This is a genomic window from Hyphomonas sp., from assembly GCF_040882205.1.
In the GTDB taxonomy this organism is placed as follows: Bacteria; Pseudomonadota; Alphaproteobacteria; order Caulobacterales; family Hyphomonadaceae; genus Hyphomonas.
In genome coordinates this window covers 1-14,668 of sequence record NZ_JBBEBT010000282.1, presented here as the reverse complement: position 1 = coordinate 14,668, position 14,668 = coordinate 1, and the positions used below count along the sequence as shown (strand labels likewise).

14 protein-coding genes, 1 tRNA gene and 1 pseudogene are annotated in these 14,668 nt (G+C 62.1%); 6 read left to right on the top strand and 10 right to left on the bottom strand.

Features of this window, described 5'->3' with window-relative positions; all coding sequences use genetic code 11:
- Window positions 1-27: 27 nt before the first annotated feature.
- Together WEA77_RS12125 and WEA77_RS12120 are read left to right on the top strand one after the other, a co-directional pair.
- Window positions 28-1,130 (top strand): IS3 family transposase gene (locus tag WEA77_RS12125; protein ID WP_368068143.1). Its coding sequence is split into 2 segments (ribosomal slippage): window positions 28-289 and window positions 289-1,130, totalling 1,104 coding nucleotides; the frame shifts between segments, so codons are not numbered across the junction.
- 235 nt (window positions 1,131-1,365) lie between these two features.
- Complete coding sequence (locus WEA77_RS12120; RefSeq protein ID WP_368068142.1) at window positions 1,366-1,536, top strand: hypothetical protein; 171 nt, start codon at window positions 1,366-1,368, stop codon at window positions 1,534-1,536.
- A gap of 1 nt (window position 1,537) precedes the next feature.
- On the opposite strand, the gene WEA77_RS12115 is transcribed toward WEA77_RS12120, so the two are convergent.
- Window positions 1,538-1,613 (bottom strand) — tRNA-Thr (locus WEA77_RS12115).
- A gap of 117 nt (window positions 1,614-1,730) precedes the next feature.
- Between WEA77_RS12115 and WEA77_RS12110 the strand changes: the two genes are divergently transcribed.
- The 4 genes and pseudogenes from WEA77_RS12110 to WEA77_RS12095 all read left to right on the top strand — a co-directional run.
- A complete protein-coding gene (locus tag WEA77_RS12110) occupies window positions 1,731-2,894 on the top strand; it encodes a DUF418 domain-containing protein (RefSeq protein ID WP_368068141.1) in 1,164 nt (387 codons plus the stop codon).
- 103 nt (window positions 2,895-2,997) lie between these two features.
- A complete protein-coding gene (locus tag WEA77_RS12105) occupies window positions 2,998-3,459 on the top strand; it encodes a hypothetical protein (RefSeq protein ID WP_368068140.1) in 462 nt (153 codons plus the stop codon).
- A 285-nt stretch (window positions 3,460-3,744) separates the two neighbouring features.
- Window positions 3,745-5,472, top strand: a complete 1,728-nt coding sequence (metG, locus tag WEA77_RS12100) for a methionine--tRNA ligase (RefSeq protein WP_368068139.1) — start codon at window positions 3,745-3,747, stop codon at window positions 5,470-5,472.
- 196 nt (window positions 5,473-5,668) lie between these two features.
- Window positions 5,669-5,857: pseudogene (locus WEA77_RS12095) on the top strand (GFA family protein); the annotation flags it as partial.
- Between the two features lie 68 nt (window positions 5,858-5,925).
- Here the strand turns inward: WEA77_RS12095 and WEA77_RS12090 are convergent.
- The 9 genes from WEA77_RS12090 to WEA77_RS12050 form a co-directional block, all read right to left on the bottom strand.
- Window positions 5,926-6,612, bottom strand: a complete 687-nt coding sequence (locus WEA77_RS12090) for a DUF938 domain-containing protein (protein WP_368068138.1) — start codon at window positions 6,610-6,612, stop codon at window positions 5,926-5,928.
- Window positions 6,605-7,624 carry an aldo/keto reductase gene (locus WEA77_RS12085; RefSeq protein ID WP_368068137.1) on the bottom strand — a complete coding sequence of 340 codons (1,020 nt, stop codon included), beginning with the start codon at window positions 7,622-7,624 and terminating at the stop codon, window positions 6,605-6,607. The genes WEA77_RS12090 and WEA77_RS12085 overlap by 8 nt, the downstream gene beginning before the upstream one ends.
- A 2-nt stretch (window positions 7,625-7,626) precedes the next feature.
- Window positions 7,627-9,375 carry a class I adenylate-forming enzyme family protein gene (locus WEA77_RS12080; protein WP_368068136.1) on the bottom strand — a complete coding sequence of 583 codons (1,749 nt, stop codon included), beginning with the start codon at window positions 9,373-9,375 and terminating at the stop codon, window positions 7,627-7,629.
- Window positions 9,376-9,469: 94 nt separating this feature from the next.
- Entirely contained in the window at window positions 9,470-9,868 is a 399-nt protein-coding gene (locus tag WEA77_RS12075) for a hypothetical protein (protein WP_368068135.1), read from the bottom strand.
- A gap of 219 nt (window positions 9,869-10,087) precedes the next feature.
- Window positions 10,088-10,738: a hypothetical protein gene (locus WEA77_RS12070; protein ID WP_368068134.1), complete on the bottom strand. Its 651-nt coding sequence runs from the start codon at window positions 10,736-10,738 to the stop codon at window positions 10,088-10,090.
- Between the two features lie 120 nt (window positions 10,739-10,858).
- A complete protein-coding gene (gene dxs / locus WEA77_RS12065; RefSeq protein WP_368068133.1) occupies window positions 10,859-12,781 on the bottom strand; it encodes a 1-deoxy-D-xylulose-5-phosphate synthase in 1,923 nt (640 codons plus the stop codon).
- 36 nt (window positions 12,782-12,817) lie between these two features.
- On the bottom strand, window positions 12,818-13,714 hold the full coding sequence (locus WEA77_RS12060) for a polyprenyl synthetase family protein (RefSeq protein ID WP_368068132.1): 897 nt from the start codon (window positions 13,712-13,714) through the stop codon (window positions 12,818-12,820).
- 14 nt (window positions 13,715-13,728) lie between these two features.
- A complete protein-coding gene (locus tag WEA77_RS12055) occupies window positions 13,729-13,974 on the bottom strand; it encodes an exodeoxyribonuclease VII small subunit (RefSeq protein WP_368068131.1) in 246 nt (81 codons plus the stop codon).
- An 84-nt stretch (window positions 13,975-14,058) separates the two neighbouring features.
- Window positions 14,059-14,668 (bottom strand): histidine phosphatase family protein (locus WEA77_RS12050; RefSeq protein ID WP_368068130.1); only part of this gene is annotated, 610 nt, incomplete at its 5' end.

Below are 14,668 nucleotides of genomic sequence, written 5' to 3'. Positions count from 1 at the left end.
GGAACCAGGCTGGAAGGAGCGAGGCCGATGCGGGCATCGAAGTTCACGGACGCGCAGAAGGCGTTCATTATCAAGCAGGGTGAAGCCGGGATTCCGGTGGCGGAGATCTGCCGGAAGGCGGGGATCAGTCAGGCGACGTTCTTCAACTGGAAGAAGCGCTATGGCGGGATGATGCCGTCAGAGATGCGGCGGCTCAAGGAGCTCGAAGACGAGAACACAAGGCTGAAGCGGATCGTCGCTGACTTGTCGCTCGACAAGGAGATGCTGCAGGACGTTCTCAAACGAAAGACGTAAGGCCTGGTCGCAAGCGGGAGCTTGTCAAAGAGGCGGTTCGGGAATGGGGCATGTCGATCCGGAGGGCTTGCAGCAACCTGCTGCTCGACACGTCCACCTTCCACTACCACTCTCGGCGACCCGATCAGGCCGCGTTGAAAGAGCGCATCAAGGAGATCTGCGAGACACGCGTGCGGTACGGCTACCGGCGCATCTATGTCGTCCTGAGACGGGAGGGGTGGTTCGTGAACCAGAAGAAAGTGAGGCGGCTTTACAATGAGTTGGGCCTGCAATTGCGCAACAAGCACCCGAAACGGAAGGTGCGCGCCAAGCTGATCCGGGACCGCAAGGACGCGGTCTCGCCATTGGAAGTGTGGGCGATGGACTTCGTGCACGATCAGTTGGCGACGGGGCGAAAGTTCCGGATACTGACGGTCGTCGATACCTGGACGAAGTATGTTCCGGCAATCGATGCGCGCTACAGCTATCGCGGTGAGGACGTGGTGCAGACGATGGACCGGATCTGCAGTCAGACTGGATATCCGAAGTTGATCCGGGTCGATCAGGGATCCGAGTTCATATCCCGGGATCTCGATCTCTGGGCCTACGCGAACGGCGTTACGCTGGACTTCTCACGCCCCGGCAAGCCGACCGATAACGCGTTCATCGAGGCGTTCAATGGCCGGCTGCGAGCCGAATGCTTGTCCGCGAACTGGTTCATGAGCCTGCCAGATGCCCGCGAAAAGCTGGAGTGTTGGCGTAGAGGCTACAAAGAGGTAAGACCGCACAGCGCGATCGGGAACAAACCCCCGGCAGCGCTGATCAATCACGCTGGCGTCACCAGTCCGCCAGTGTGAAAAGGCCGGAAAACTCTAGTTCGGAATGGTCCAGACTTGGGTCTCAGAGCAAGAAAGGGCCAGACTCTCGAAATGAATGAGGGAGCCACAGGGCTCAGGTCACAACCGCAACTGCAGTAGCGGCGGGCAGGCCGTACAATGTGTTGCAGCACTCTAGAAAAGCCGGAGCAACCGAACTGAAGTGGCTCCAGCAGGCGTGGAGGTTGGCTCGGCAACAGGCCCAAAGCGCGAGCGGATGCGCGCGCAAGCAGGGGTCCGCCTGCTTAGAGGCCGTCGACTGGCAACCCCTCGAACAATTCCGCAGCAGATATCTCCAAGTTGGTATCTTTGTAGTGCTTTTGACCGTCTCCGCGCTCTGAACAGCAAACTCTTGAATACTTTTTTATGTTATTTTTCAAGATCTTAAGTGGTGCCGGCAACAGGACTCGAACCCGTGACCCTCTGATTACAAATCAGATGCTCTACCAGCTGAGCTATGCCGGCACGGGGTTGCGGATACCGGAATCGCCCCCCCTGTGCAAGCGCGGGAGGCGGTTTGGCTTGCCAGCCCGCACCATTGCCCCCAACACTTGGGCCTGCACCTTCCCGGGGAGGCCCGACATGGCAGACCGCGCCCTGATGCCTGACCTGCTGCGGGCATTCTCCCTGTTCGGGATTGCAGTGGTCAACGTGATCGCCTTTGCCCAGCCGTTCACCACGGGATTCCATGACGGCGGCCTCGATACGCTAGCCGACCAGTTTGCCTATGCCGCAGTCTGCCTCCTCTTCTTGATGAAGTCCTATCCCCTCTTCTCGATGATGTTTGGCGCCGGGCTAGCCTACCAGCTCTTGGCGGCCGAGCGCGCGGGGAAGGCATTCGCGCCGCGCTATTTCCGCAGGATGGGTGCATTGATCGGGCTCGGGATCGTGCACTTTGTTTTCTTCTGGTTCGGCGACATCCTGCTGACCTATGGCTTGCTGGGTTGCCTGCTGTTCGTGCTGCGTCTTGCGTCCGTGAAGGTCCTGGTCCGGACGGGCGTGGCCCTTGTCGCGGCCAATACGCTGATCCTACTGGCCTTCGCCGGCCTGGTTTGGACCGGCGAAACCTATGCGCCGGAGGCGATGGGCGAGGCAGGCTATGACCGCATGGAAGCCGACGCCCGCAGGGCCTTCGGCGAGGGCAATTTCTGGCAGGCCGCGCTTTACCGCCTGAACCTGCTGCCCCTCGTCCTGCCCAGCGTCATCATCCAGCAGGGCGTTTCGGTTTTCGGCTTTTTCTGTTTTGGACTGGCGGCGGTAAAGGCCGGGGTCATCGAACAGCCGGCGGCGCCGATCTGGCGTCTCTCGCGCCGCGTATTCCTGCCGGCTGGCATCGCCGGCAGCGCCGCCGGAACCTGGATCCTGCTGCAGGCCGGATCATCCGTAGACCCGACCTACATCTTCGGCACCGCGGTAATCATGGGTTTTGCTGCATTTTCGGCACTTGGCTATTGCGGGCTGATCGCTGCGATTTCAGCCAGACCGGCAGGTCCCGTACGACGCTTCTTCGCACGGGCGGGCTCGGCCTCACTGACGGCCTATCTCGTCCAATCCGTCCTCTTCTCGCTGATCTTCACGGCCTACGGACTGGGCCATTTTGGGCGTATGGGCGCGGCGGAGGCAATTCTGGTCGCTGCGGCGGTGGCATTGGCATCGCTCGTGTTCACCGGGGGGTGGAGAAATTTCGCGGCGCGCGGCCCCATGGAAGTGCTGCTTCGCCGGGTTACCTACTGGGGCGGCTCCTGACGCAGGTATAACAGCCTGTTTTAAATGCATAAACTGTGCGCAAGGAAACCAACGCGCGGCCCCGGGATTGAATGATCATGCGTCGTCGATCAGGGAGACGGAAATGAAGGCCTTCAACCATAAACATGCCGCTGCCGGGTGTCTTGCGCTGGCCGTCTCCTTGCCTGTCATGGCTGATACGCGCCCAACGCCGCCGCCCGAAGCGGCACGCGCCGTCGCCGGCACGCCCTGCACTGACATGCAGGTTTCGGTCTACTGCGCTGCGTATGAAACAGACCTCTCCCCGCAATCAGAGACGCTGATCAAAGAAGCCGGCAAGCAACTCAGGGCTTGCCATGTCACGGATATTTCCATCGATGATCTGCCCAAGGAAGCCCGAACAGATAAGGACGCCGGCGTATTGTCCGACGCGCGGGCTGAAACGGTGATATCGGCGCTGCTTCAGAACGGCATTGAACCGGTCAATTACAGGGCGGATTACAGCCGCCTCGAGGCGAGCGCAGCAGGCGCTGCGCCGATGGGGGAGCCGATGGCCCGCCGCGCGGACGTGGCGTTCAAGGTTTAGCCCGGCTAAGGCGTCTGACGCCGCAACGCGCTCTTTGACCGGTTCCGCCCCCGACCGGCCCCGGACTGACCCCGGACGGGCCCCGGACGGGCCCCGGACTGGCCCCGGACTGGCCCCGGACTGGCCCCGGACTGACCTGGCCGTCCAGGGCTTTTCTGCTGGCATCCCGGATCAGCGCCGGGATGCGAAGAGTTTCTTTTCCGGCGCGCCGCGTTAAAAGGGCGCCTTCCCCGGCCACTGGCTGGAATCGGCCCCAAAGCCTCAAGTTGAAAGACACCGCGGCCCATGACGCAAATCCGGCGTATCCTGATCACGTCTGCCCTGCCCTACATCAACGGGGTCAAGCATCTCGGCAACCTCGCCGGATCGATGCTGCCGGCTGATGTATATGCCCGGGTGATGCGCCTGAAGGGGCATGATGTGACGTATATCTGCGCCACCGACGAGCATGGCACGCCGGCCGAACTCGCCGCGCAGGCAGCTGGCCAGACGGTGCAGCAATATTGCAACGAGCAGTACGAGATCCAGCGTAAGGCCGGCGAGGGCTTCCTCCTGTCCTATGACTGGTTCGGACGCACCTCGCGGCCAGCGAACCACAAGCTCACCCAGCACTTTGCGCAAGAGCTTGAAAAGAATGGCCTCATCGAGCCGCAAACCTCGAAACAGGTCTATGCCGTCGATGATGACCGCTTCCTGCCAGATCGGTACGTGGAGGGCACCTGTCCGCATTGCGGTTACGAAAAGGCGCGCGGCGACCAGTGCGACAACTGCGGACGCCTGCTGGATCCGGTCGATTTGATCAATCCCTACTCCGCTGTCACCGGCAGCCGGAACATCGAAGTGCGCGATACGGAGCATCTTTATCTCCAGCAAACTGGCATGCAGGATACGATCCGCGCCTGGGTCAATGACAAGGGTAAGTCCTGGCCGTCGCTGGCTGTCTCGATTGCCAATAAATGGCTGGATGAAGGGTTGATCGCACGCTCGATCACGCGCGATCTCAGCTGGGGCGTGAAAGTAACCTCCGCCGATGGAACACCGCGCCCGGGTTTCGAGAGCAAAGTGTTCTACGTCTGGTTCGATGCGCCGATTGGTTACATTTCGGCGACGCAGGAATGGGCCGAGGCAACCGGCAATGACTGGGAGAAGCTCTGGAAACGCGACAAGGGCGCTGACCAGACCGAGTATGTCCAGTTCATGGGCAAGGACAACGTCGCCTTCCATACGGTGAGCTTTCCGGTCACCCTGCTTGGCTCAGGAGAGCCTTGGAAGACGGTCGACAAGCTGAAGGCGTTCAACTGGGTAACCTGGTATGGCGGAAAGTTCTCGACCAGCCAGAAGCGCGGCGTTTTCATGGATACGGCGCTGAGCCTTCTGCCGGCGGATTACTGGCGCTGGTATCTTATCGCCAATGCGCCGGAAGGGTCGGATGCCGCTTTCACCTGGGAGGGCTTCCAGGCCGCTGTGAACTCGGATCTTGCCAACGTGCTCGGCAACTTCGTCAACAGGATCACCAAGTACTGCGCTTCGAAGTTTGACGGCAAAGTACCCGAAGCTGGAACGCCCGGTGAAGCGGAAGCCTGGATGGCCAACGAACTTTCGACACGCCTGAAAGCCATCGACGAGTATTACGAGGCGATGGAATTTCGCAAGGCAGCGGCCGAGACACGTGCGCTCTGGGCGGCCGGCAACGAATATCTCACGAAGGCCGAGCCCTGGGTGAAGTACAAGTCTGACGTGGACGGCGCTGCCGTCGGTGTCCGGGCGGGCATAAACCTCGCCGCCGTCTTTGCCATCATCGCGCAGCCGATCATTCCGGATGCGTCGAAGAAGGTGCTCGATGCGCTCGGCATTCCCGGCGCCAACCGCCGCTGGCCGAACTGGGATGATGCCGCGCTGATGGATACCATCCCGCGCGGCGCGCCGATTACGCCGCCGGATGTCCTGTTCCAGAAAATTGAAGATACGCAGGTCTCCGAATGGACCGAGCGTTTCGGCGGCGGCAAGGAATAGGCGCATGACCATGGTGCGGAGCGCAGGTTGCAGGTGTGGTCGCATCCGGTTTCGCGCCGCCAGCCTTCGCGGTAACCCGCATGTCTGCCATTGCCGTATGTGCCAGAAGGCAACGGGCAATTTCTTCGGCGCTCTGGTGGGTGCGGCGTACACGGATTTCCAGTGAACGCGGGCCGAGCCTGCGGAGTTTCACAGTTGCGCGAAGGCACGGCGCGGTTTCTGCGGGGATTGCGGCACGCCGCTCTATTACCGGCACGGGGACAACCAGCACATTTCCATGAGCATCGGCGCGTTCGATGAGCCAACCGGCATTCCGCTGAACTTTCAGCTCGGCATGGAAGGCCGCTTGCCGCAGGTGGGCCAACTGAACGGCCTGAAGCATTAGGGCTCGACCGAAGACGCGATGGAAGACGAGGCTGCCCGAACCCGCAGCAGCAGCAACCCGCACTCGGATCACGATACGGACAGCTGAACGGCGAAAGCCTGAACGCGGCGGAAAAAGACGGTCAGATTGTTGGCGGGCATCTGCGTTACGGCGAAAAGCTCAAGACCCGAGGCGCACGCCAAAGGCAGAATGTCCATGTCGAGATCGCGCACGCCCCAATCGGGGTTGCGGGATTTCAGGTTCTCGTCAAAGGCCGCATTTGAAGGCGCTATGGCGCCGGAACGCGCGAAGGGTCCGTACAGGATCAGGTAGCCGCCCGGCTGCAATAGTCGCCCTGCTCCGCGCAGCAAGCCTGTTGCCGCCGGCCACGGCGCTATGTGGATCATGTTGGCGGAAAAGATCACGTCCCAGGGCGGCGCAGTTTCTGCACTGCCCCAGTCATCCGTGGACGCATCGATCCGCAGGGGACCGTTCAACCGGCCGGTCTCGTCCGCGCCTTGCCATGCCCGCTGGCTGGCAAGGCTGTCAGGGTCGATGTCGGAGTAGGTCCAGCTGAGGCCGGGAAGGCCTGCAGTGAGGAAGGCGCCATGCTCGCCGGTGCCGGAGGCGACCTCCAGCAGATGTACGGTCCCATCAAGCACCTGCGCCAGAGCATCACGGACAGGCTCCCGGTTGCGGGCAGCGGAGGGCGAGAAGCGGCGACCGTCTTGCGCGCATCCACGATCTTCCAGCGCGGCCGGTGGTTTATCAACCATGTGCCTGCTGTTCGAACGGGAACATCTCTGTGGTGACGCTCGCCTGCCCCGGCGGGCTGTAGCGCGGACCGGCGGCGCGCTCCGGCGCAAAGTGCGCGTCCAGGCGGGCAACCTGCGCGGCGGTCAGCGAAACATCTGGTGCCGCATGGTTTTCTTCGAGATGTGCCATGCGCGCGGTGCCGGGGATCGGGATGACATGCTCACCCTTGGCCAGCGTCCAGGCGTGCGCAAGTTGAGCGAGCGAGCAATTCGCTTCTTCGGCCACGGCTTTCGCCTCAACGAGCAGGGTGAGATTTGCCGGATAGTATTCTGGCCGGAAGCGCGGAAACATGCTGAGGCGCATGTCACTGGCATGAAAGTTCGCGGGGTCTGCCGGCGGATCGGCGAGGAAGCCTCGCCCGACCGGCGAAAAGGCCACGAGCACCGTGCCCAGTTCGCGGCAGGCATCCAGCACAGCAATTTCGGGATTGCGGACCCAGAGCGAATATTCGGACTGCAGGGCGGCAACCGGGTGCACCGCATGCGCCCGGCGGAGCTGCTCCTCGCCCATTTCGGAAAGGCCGATAAAGCGGATCTTCCCTTCGCGGACCAGATCGGCGAGCGCGCCGGCAGACTCTTCGACAGGCACCTTCGGGTCCGGCCGGTGCAGGTAGTAAAGATCGATCACATCCGTGCGCAGCCGTTTCAGGCTCGCCTCGCAGGCGGCCTTGATGGCCTCGGGGCGACCATCAATCACACGCTGGCCATCGCGGAAACCGAGCACGCATTTGCTGGCGAGGAAGTATTCCTGCCGCCGGTGACCCAGCGCCTCGCCTATCAGCGCTTCACTTCGGCCAAGTCCATAGATCGTCGCCGTGTCGAGAAACTCGCACCCGAGATCCAGCGCGCGCACGAGCAGGGCTTGCGCCTCGGCCTCGTCCAGCGGGGGGCCGTAGGCATGGGTGATGTTCATGCATCCAAGACCGACGGGGTGGACGTCCCGATCGCCGATGCGACGTTTACTGCACGTCATGGTCAGGCTCTTGGCGCGAAGCGTTGGCGCAGTTGCGATTTCACGATCTTGCCGTTGGCATTGCGCGGCAGCGGCTCGTTGAGGAACTGAATCTCGACTGGGACCTTGAAGGCGGCAAGCTGGCCGGCGACATGCGCGCGCAGTTCAGCCTGCGTTGCTGACTTGCCGGGCTTAAGCTGCACGATGGCACCGACTTCCTCGCCGAGAATCTTGTGCTGGATACCGACAACCGCCGCATCCATTACGGCGGGGTGGTCATAGAGGGCGTTTTCCACCTCAATGCAGTAGATGTTCTCTCCGCCCCGGATCAGCATGTCCTTGGCGCGGTCAACGAGGTATAGGAAGCCTTCCTCATCAATGCGCGCGAGGTCGCCGGTCACGACCCAGCCTTGCCGGTAGGTTTCAGCGGTTGCGTCCGGACGATTCCAGTAGAGGCGGCAGTTCGACGGGCTCTTGCACCAGAGTTCGCCCACCGTGCCCTGTGGCACTTGCCTGCCCTCGGGATCGCAGATCCTGAGTTCCACCGCGCCCGGAGGCGCGCCGGCGCTCGACGGCCGGTTCACGTAGTCCTCGCCGATATTCAGCGTCGCAGTCGCGCAGGTTTCGGTCATGCCCCAGCCGTTTCCGGGGGCCGCGTCGGGGAAGCGTTTTTTGATCGTGGACACAAGTTCCGGAGCAGACGGCGCCCCGCCATAGGAGATGACCTGGATCGAGGAGAGGTCGTATTTATCCCGGTCCGGATGTTCCAGAAGTTGCCAGGCGATGGCGGGCACGCCGCCGATGGAGCTGATCTTCTCCGCCTCGATAATCGGCAAGGCTTCACCCGCGTCCCATTTGTACATGGAGACGATCTTGTCACCGCGCAGCGCTGACGGAATGAGGATCGCGAATGATCCCGTCGCATGGAAGAACGGAACCGATAGAAGTGTTGCGCGCATCGCCTCCGGCTCCGGCGCCGGAACGGGCTCGCCCTTGCGAAGGAACATGCGCGCCGAACAGGTCATCGAATTGAACATGTTGGAGACGACCGCGCGGTGTGTTGCAAGCGCGCCCTTTGGTTTCCCAGTCGTACCGGATGTGTACATGATTGTTGCATCGTCATCCGTATCCAGATCAACGCCTACCGGACCGGCATCCGGTAAATTGGCCCAGGTGTTGGGATCACCCACGATGGCGCTCAGCGAATGCACGCGCGGGTCTGCAATCTCGTCTGCGAAATCGCGGGCGATCAGGATGTGCTTCAGATCCGGCAGGCGCTCAAGGTGTTTGCGTATGCGCTCATAAATCTGACCATCCACGACGGCGATCTTCACACCCACGAAGGACAGGCCGTATTCCAGTTCCTCGGCGGTCCACCAGGAATTCATCGGCGTCGTGACTGCACCGGTGCTCAGTGCGGCGTAAAAGCCTAGCGGCCATTCCGGATAGTTGCGCATGATGATGCCAACGCGGTCGCCTTTCTCCACGCCGAACTTGTCCTTCAGCGCCCTTGCGAGCGTCCGGGCCGCCAGTTGCAGGGCCCGGAAGGTGACGCGTTCATTCTGATAGACGAGATAGGTCCGGTCCGCGAATTGCTCGGCTGCCGCGTCGAGGATCGACGGGATGGTTGGCGGCGCGTTCTTGTACACCTTCATCGGCACACCGCCAATGACGGCGTCCTCAAGCTCGACCGGCGAACCTGGCCCGGCGAGCGCAGCGTTCGCAGCCTCGATCGACATTGCCGGCCAGTCCGGTGCCATGCCTTCAGCCATCACTCGTATCCTCCAAAAGTTTCTCCCGACCAGCAAACCATGTTCCGCGGGGCCTTTGAAGGGGCCGGAGCCTGAAAATCCCAGTCCGCAAGGTTCAGGCGGTGCGGGCGGCGATCACCTTTTCTAGACCCTCCTGCGGATCAAATCGGCGCGGACGGGCATTGACCAGCCACGACAGCATCAGCGGCAGGCTGAACAGGATCACAACGGATTTGATGAGGCCCGAGGCAGAAACGTTCCCGGGCACAATCGGCAAGTGGGTAACGACGAGCACCAGCAACGTGAAGGCGCCAAGGTTGAAGGCGACGAGCAGCCAATAGATCGCAGGTTGTTCGCCTGCCACGAACTCCGCGTCAGGCCTGGCCCGCGCCGCCCCTGCAACCACGGCCCTCACAAGGTTGAAAAAGCCTTCGAACCTGTCTTCCAGAGCGCCGATACCGCCGGCGTGAAGGTTTGTGATGACAAGACGCGATTTCGTACCGGTCAGCTCCATCAGGAACCGCGTTGTGTGAAACCGGCCGGGCGTAAAGCACAGCCGGAGCCGTCTGACCGCCCCGTATGCAACCGTGGTGCGCAAGGTGCCATCCGGCGCAATCTGTTCGAGGCGGTCCGCATGGGCGCGCCAAACGGCCTCGCCCTTATCCGCGAGTTAGGCTCTCCGGCGGTATTCGACGACCTGCATTCAGCGTCTCCCCTGAGGCGACGCACACTATTATTTGCCGAAATCGCAAAAGCGCAGGTTGCGCATCGTGCCGTCGCGGTCGGTCACCGCATAGGCCCGGCCGGTCAGGTTCAGGTCTTCGCAGAGGTAGCCGATCTGGTACATCGCGAGGAGTTCCTCGTTGTCTGGCAGGATGTCGTTAGACACCATCAAGTCGATGGCCTCCTCGTGGCGGCCGAGATTAAACAGGGCAAGGAACTTGTCGGACTGGGTTGAATTGACCGAACCCAGTTTCACCATCAGCGCTGCAACGGCGGATTGGGTGCCCGGTAGTGCGCCAGCGGATTGCTTGGCGGCCGGTGTGGCGGCGTAGTCCGTCAGGACTTCGTTGAAGTAATCGACTGCGCCTTCCGCATCATAGCCTGAGGGCGAACCGCTGAGCTGGCCAAGGCGGTAAAGCGCTTCGCCCAGCTGCTCCGGCGAGAGGCTGGTGTCACCGGCGAGCTGCATCAAACGCTGGATTGCTGTGGGTGTGTTGCCGGCGGCGACCAGTTCATCCGCGGTCTGGATGGCCAGATTGAACGGGGATACGACCGAGGTTGCGGCGGTGCCGGTTGTTGAGGTCGACGGGGCATCGCTCGACGAAGCACAGGCGCCGAGGACGAGAGCGCTAGCTACTGCAAACAGGAGGGGGCGAAGCATCGGTGTTCTCCGGTGAAAATCAGTGAATTGCGCTGGAAATGGGATGCGCAGTGCCTTGCTTAGCGCGCCAAGCCTGGTGGCGACAGGGCCGAACTGAGGTCAATTTGTGGCGCGGGGGCTTTAGGCGCGGACAGCGCGTTCGATTGCCGAAATGTCACCCCGGCCGAGCGCCTCGATGGCGCGCGCAGCGATGTGGCGGGCATTGAGACCGGCCGTTTCGTACATCGCAAACGGCGAATCCTGATCCTGGAAGATGTCCGGCAGGGTCATGATGCGGATCTTGACGCCGGTATCGAGGGCCCCCGCGTTCGCGAGGTGTTCAAGCACGAAGCTCCCGAAGCCGCCTTTGGCGCCTTCCTCGATTGTAATCAGAACTTCATGGTTCCTGGCGAGCCGCCCGACCAGGTCTGCGTCCAGCGGGCGGGCGAAACGTGCATCTGCCACGGTTGTGCTGAGGCCCTGCGCCGACAGCATCTCTGCCGCCTTGAGGCATTCCTGCAGGCGTGTGCCATAGGAGAGGATCGCCACGGTCGTCCCTTCACGGACGATCCGGCCTTTACCGATTTCGAGCGCTTTCAGATCAGACGGAATCTCGATGCCGATGCCTTCGCCGCGGGGATAGCGGATCGAACTCGGACCATCGTCGATATCGAGCGCGGTCTTCACCATCCGGGCGAGGTCAGCCTCGTCGCCGGGCGCCATGCAGACGAAGCCGGGTAGCGCGCCGAGATAGCCGATGTCGAAACTGCCGGCATGGGTTGCGCCGTCCGCGCCGACGAGACCAGCGCGGTCCAGCGCAAAGCGGACCGGCAGCTTCTGAATGGCGACGTCATGCACGACCTGATCATAGCCGCGCTGCAGGAAGGTAGAGTAGATGGCGCAGAACGGTTTCATGCCGTCCGCTGCGAGGCCGGCAGCGAACGTAACGGCGTGCTGCTCAGCAATGCCGACATCGAAATGCCGAACCGGGTACTTCGCGCCGAAAATGTCCGTCGAGGTACCGGACGGCATGGCGGCGGTGATCGCGCATATCCTGTCATCCGTCTCACCGAGCTTGGCGAGCGTCTGACCGAAGACTTTCTGATAGCTCGGCGGACCGGCCGCGCCCTTGGCCTGCTCGCCAGTGACGACGGAGAACTTAGACACGCCGTGATATTTGTCGGCCGAGTTTTCAGCGGGCGCGTAGCCCTTCCCTTTCTGCGTGACCACGTGCAGCAGAATGGGTCCATCCTGCATCGCCTTGATATTCTCCAGGATCGGCAGGAGCGTATCGAGGTCGTGGCCATCGACCGGGCCGATATAATAAAAGCCCAACTCCTCGAACATGGTGCCGCCCATGGCGAAGCCGCGCAGGTACTCCTCGGCGCGGCGCGCCGGCGACTCGAGGCCCATGGGCGCAACCATTTTTTTCGCGAACCGGCGCAGGCCGCGGTAAGGCCGCGATGAAACTAGGCGCGAAAAATAGTGGCTCATTGCGCCGACCGGCGGCGCGATCGACATGTCGTTGTCGTTGAGAATGACGATCAGACGCGTCTTGTCGGCGCCCGCATTGTTCATGGCCTCGTAGGCCATACCGGCCGACATCGAGCCGTCACCGATGACACAGATGACGTGGTTGCTGCCATCCTGGAGATCGCGTGCCTTGGCAAAGCCGAGGCCGGCAGAAATCGAAGTGGCCGCGTGGGCAGCACCAAAGGGATCGTATTCGCTCTCGGAGCGCTTTGTGAACCCGGAGAGGCCTGCGCCCTGCCGAAGGGTGCGCATGCGGTCGCGGCGCCCGGTCAGGATCTTGTGGGGATAGCACTGGTGGCCGACGTCCCAGACAAGCTTGTCGTCCGGGGCACTGAACACGGAATGGATGGCAACTGTCAGCTCCACGACGCCGAGGCCCGAACCGAGATGTCCACCGGTCACGGCGACCACGTCGATCACTTCCTCACGGACTTCCTCGGCGATCTGCTTGATTTCCGCGCGCGAGCGGCCTTTCAGGTCAGCCGGCGAATGGATCGAATCGAGCAGGCGATTGGGGCGTAGTTCTGTCATCTCTCGTTGTCTTTTCTGGATGTCAGCGCAGGCGTTTCAACGGGGCCTGTTCAATACATAATCCACGGAATGCAGCAGGATAGCGGCCTTGTCACGGAAAATCCCCAGATGTTCCTTGGCCTGGGCTGCCAGTAACCTTACCCGCTGGCGGGCACCGTCGACGCCCAGAAGCGTAACGAAATTGGCCTTTCCTGCAGCACAATCGGTCCTCAGGGGCTTTCCGGCGACCGCTTCGTCCCCTTCTGCATCGAGGATGTCGTCAGCTATCTGGTAGGCAAGGCCCAGATCGTTGGCAAATCCGGCCAGGGCGTTACGCTCAGCTTCCCTTGCATGGCCAATGATGGCGGCAGCTTCCACAGCATAGGATATCAACGCGCCGGTCTTCAGGCGCTGCATCCGGGTGATCGTGTTGAGGTCGCGCGGGCTCTCCTGCTCCAGCATGTCGATCATCTGGCCGCCGACCATTCCGCGCGCGCCGGAGGCATCGGCGAGACGCTCGATCAGCATCACGCGCACACCCGGATCGTCATGCGTTTCGCTCGACGCGAGAATTTTGAACGCAAGGGTCAGCAAGGCGTCGCCCGCGAGGACCGCCGTCGCCTCGTCAAAGGCCTTGTGGACTGTCGGCTGGCCGCGCCGGAAGTCGTCATCATCCATACAAGGCAGGTCGTCGTGCACGAGCGAGTAGCAATGCACGCACTCAAGCGCCGCTGCGGTGCGCAGCAGGCTCTTTTGCGAAGCGCCGAACATGGCGCCTGCTTCCAGTACGAAAAAGGGCCGCATCCGCTTGCCGTTGGCCAATGCCGCATGCCGCATGGCGCGCATCAGGTTGGCTTCAGGACCACTGGCAGGCGGGATCAGCTGATCCAGCGCAACCGTCACCCAGTCTGCAACTTCGGTCAGCCTCTGCTCAAAATCAGCTATTTCCCCCATTGCCAGCCGGTCTCTCAGTCAAACGCTGCGGGTTCGGTGGCCGGACCGTTCGTGCCCTGCACGATCTGCTCGACCTTCAGTTCGGCGGATTTCAGGCGGGCATCGCAATGCGCCTTAAGGGCAGCGCCGCGCTCATAGATCGCAATCGATTTTTCAAGCTCGACATCGCCCGTTTCAAGCTGACGCACGATCACTTCGAGCTCGGTGAGCGCTTCCTCGAAGCTCATTTTGTCGACGGGTTTGGTTTTTGTTTCAGCCATCTTTGACAGCCTCCTGAGCCGGTTGCATCTGGTTCTAGAGCCCTGCTGGCGGAGCGACAACCAAAATAGGGCCCGGCGGACCGATTATCCCCCGCGATATTCATATGCGCGGCAGCTCCAGTAACGGTCGCCGCCATCCTCGACACAGACCCAGCCGAGGCGCCTCAGCTCCGGCCGGAGCATCCGGTTGAACCAGCCATGGCCGGCGAGGTAGACTTTTCCCTGAGCCGCAGCCCCGTGCAGGCGCAACGCAGCAATCCGGGCGCGAATGCGCGCTTCCTTCGAGGACTCATCGCCGAGGTGGTGCCCGCTCAGCCAGGCTGTCCGGGCCAGCACGTTCCACGTTTTCGGCAGGGCCTTGAACCGCTTCAGCTTCGGCGGCGGCAGCGCCGCTTCATTGAACACGGGGTCATGGTCTGCGGCCTTTTGCGGCAACGCGATGGCGGCGGTCTGCTGCGCCCGAAGCCGCGAGGAGGCAAAGACCACGTCCGCATTCTTTACGAGGCTCATCAGAGCTTGCGGCGCGGCCTGTCCGTCGGCCAGGGGCCCAGCCTCGTAGCTCGCCCACCAGTCCACATACTCGGTCCATACGAGCTTCGGGCCAAGATCGCGGTTCAGCGCAGGGCGCCCGTGACGTGAAATGATGATTGGCCCCCGTGGCGACACAGCCGATGTCGTTTCTGGCATCGTCCTT

What these genes read in the sequence shown, in the direction of transcription:
- WEA77_RS12120 (WP_368068142.1), top strand. Translation starts at nt 1,366, where the DNA reads ATGCGCGCGCAAGCAGGGGTCCGCCTGCTTAGAGGCCGTCGACTGGCA.
- WEA77_RS12110 (WP_368068141.1), top strand. Translation starts at nt 1,731, where the DNA reads ATGGCAGACCGCGCCCTGATGCCTGACCTGCTGCGGGCATTCTCCCTG.
- WEA77_RS12105 (WP_368068140.1), top strand. Translation starts at nt 2,998, where the DNA reads ATGAAGGCCTTCAACCATAAACATGCCGCTGCCGGGTGTCTTGCGCTG.
- metG (WP_368068139.1), top strand. Translation starts at nt 3,745, where the DNA reads ATGACGCAAATCCGGCGTATCCTGATCACGTCTGCCCTGCCCTACATC.
- WEA77_RS12090 (WP_368068138.1), bottom strand. Translation starts at nt 6,612, where the DNA reads ATGGTTGATAAACCACCGGCCGCGCTGGAAGATCGTGGATGCGCGCAA.
- WEA77_RS12085 (WP_368068137.1), bottom strand. Translation starts at nt 7,624, where the DNA reads ATGACGTGCAGTAAACGTCGCATCGGCGATCGGGACGTCCACCCCGTC.
- WEA77_RS12080 (WP_368068136.1), bottom strand. Translation starts at nt 9,375, where the DNA reads ATGGCTGAAGGCATGGCACCGGACTGGCCGGCAATGTCGATCGAGGCT.
- WEA77_RS12075 (WP_368068135.1), bottom strand. Translation starts at nt 9,868, where the DNA reads ATGGAGCTGACCGGTACGAAATCGCGTCTTGTCATCACAAACCTTCAC.
- WEA77_RS12070 (WP_368068134.1), bottom strand. Translation starts at nt 10,738, where the DNA reads ATGCTTCGCCCCCTCCTGTTTGCAGTAGCTAGCGCTCTCGTCCTCGGC.
- dxs (WP_368068133.1), bottom strand. Translation starts at nt 12,781, where the DNA reads ATGACAGAACTACGCCCCAATCGCCTGCTCGATTCGATCCATTCGCCG.
- WEA77_RS12060 (WP_368068132.1), bottom strand. Translation starts at nt 13,714, where the DNA reads ATGGGGGAAATAGCTGATTTTGAGCAGAGGCTGACCGAAGTTGCAGAC.
- WEA77_RS12055 (WP_368068131.1), bottom strand. Translation starts at nt 13,974, where the DNA reads ATGGCTGAAACAAAAACCAAACCCGTCGACAAAATGAGCTTCGAGGAA.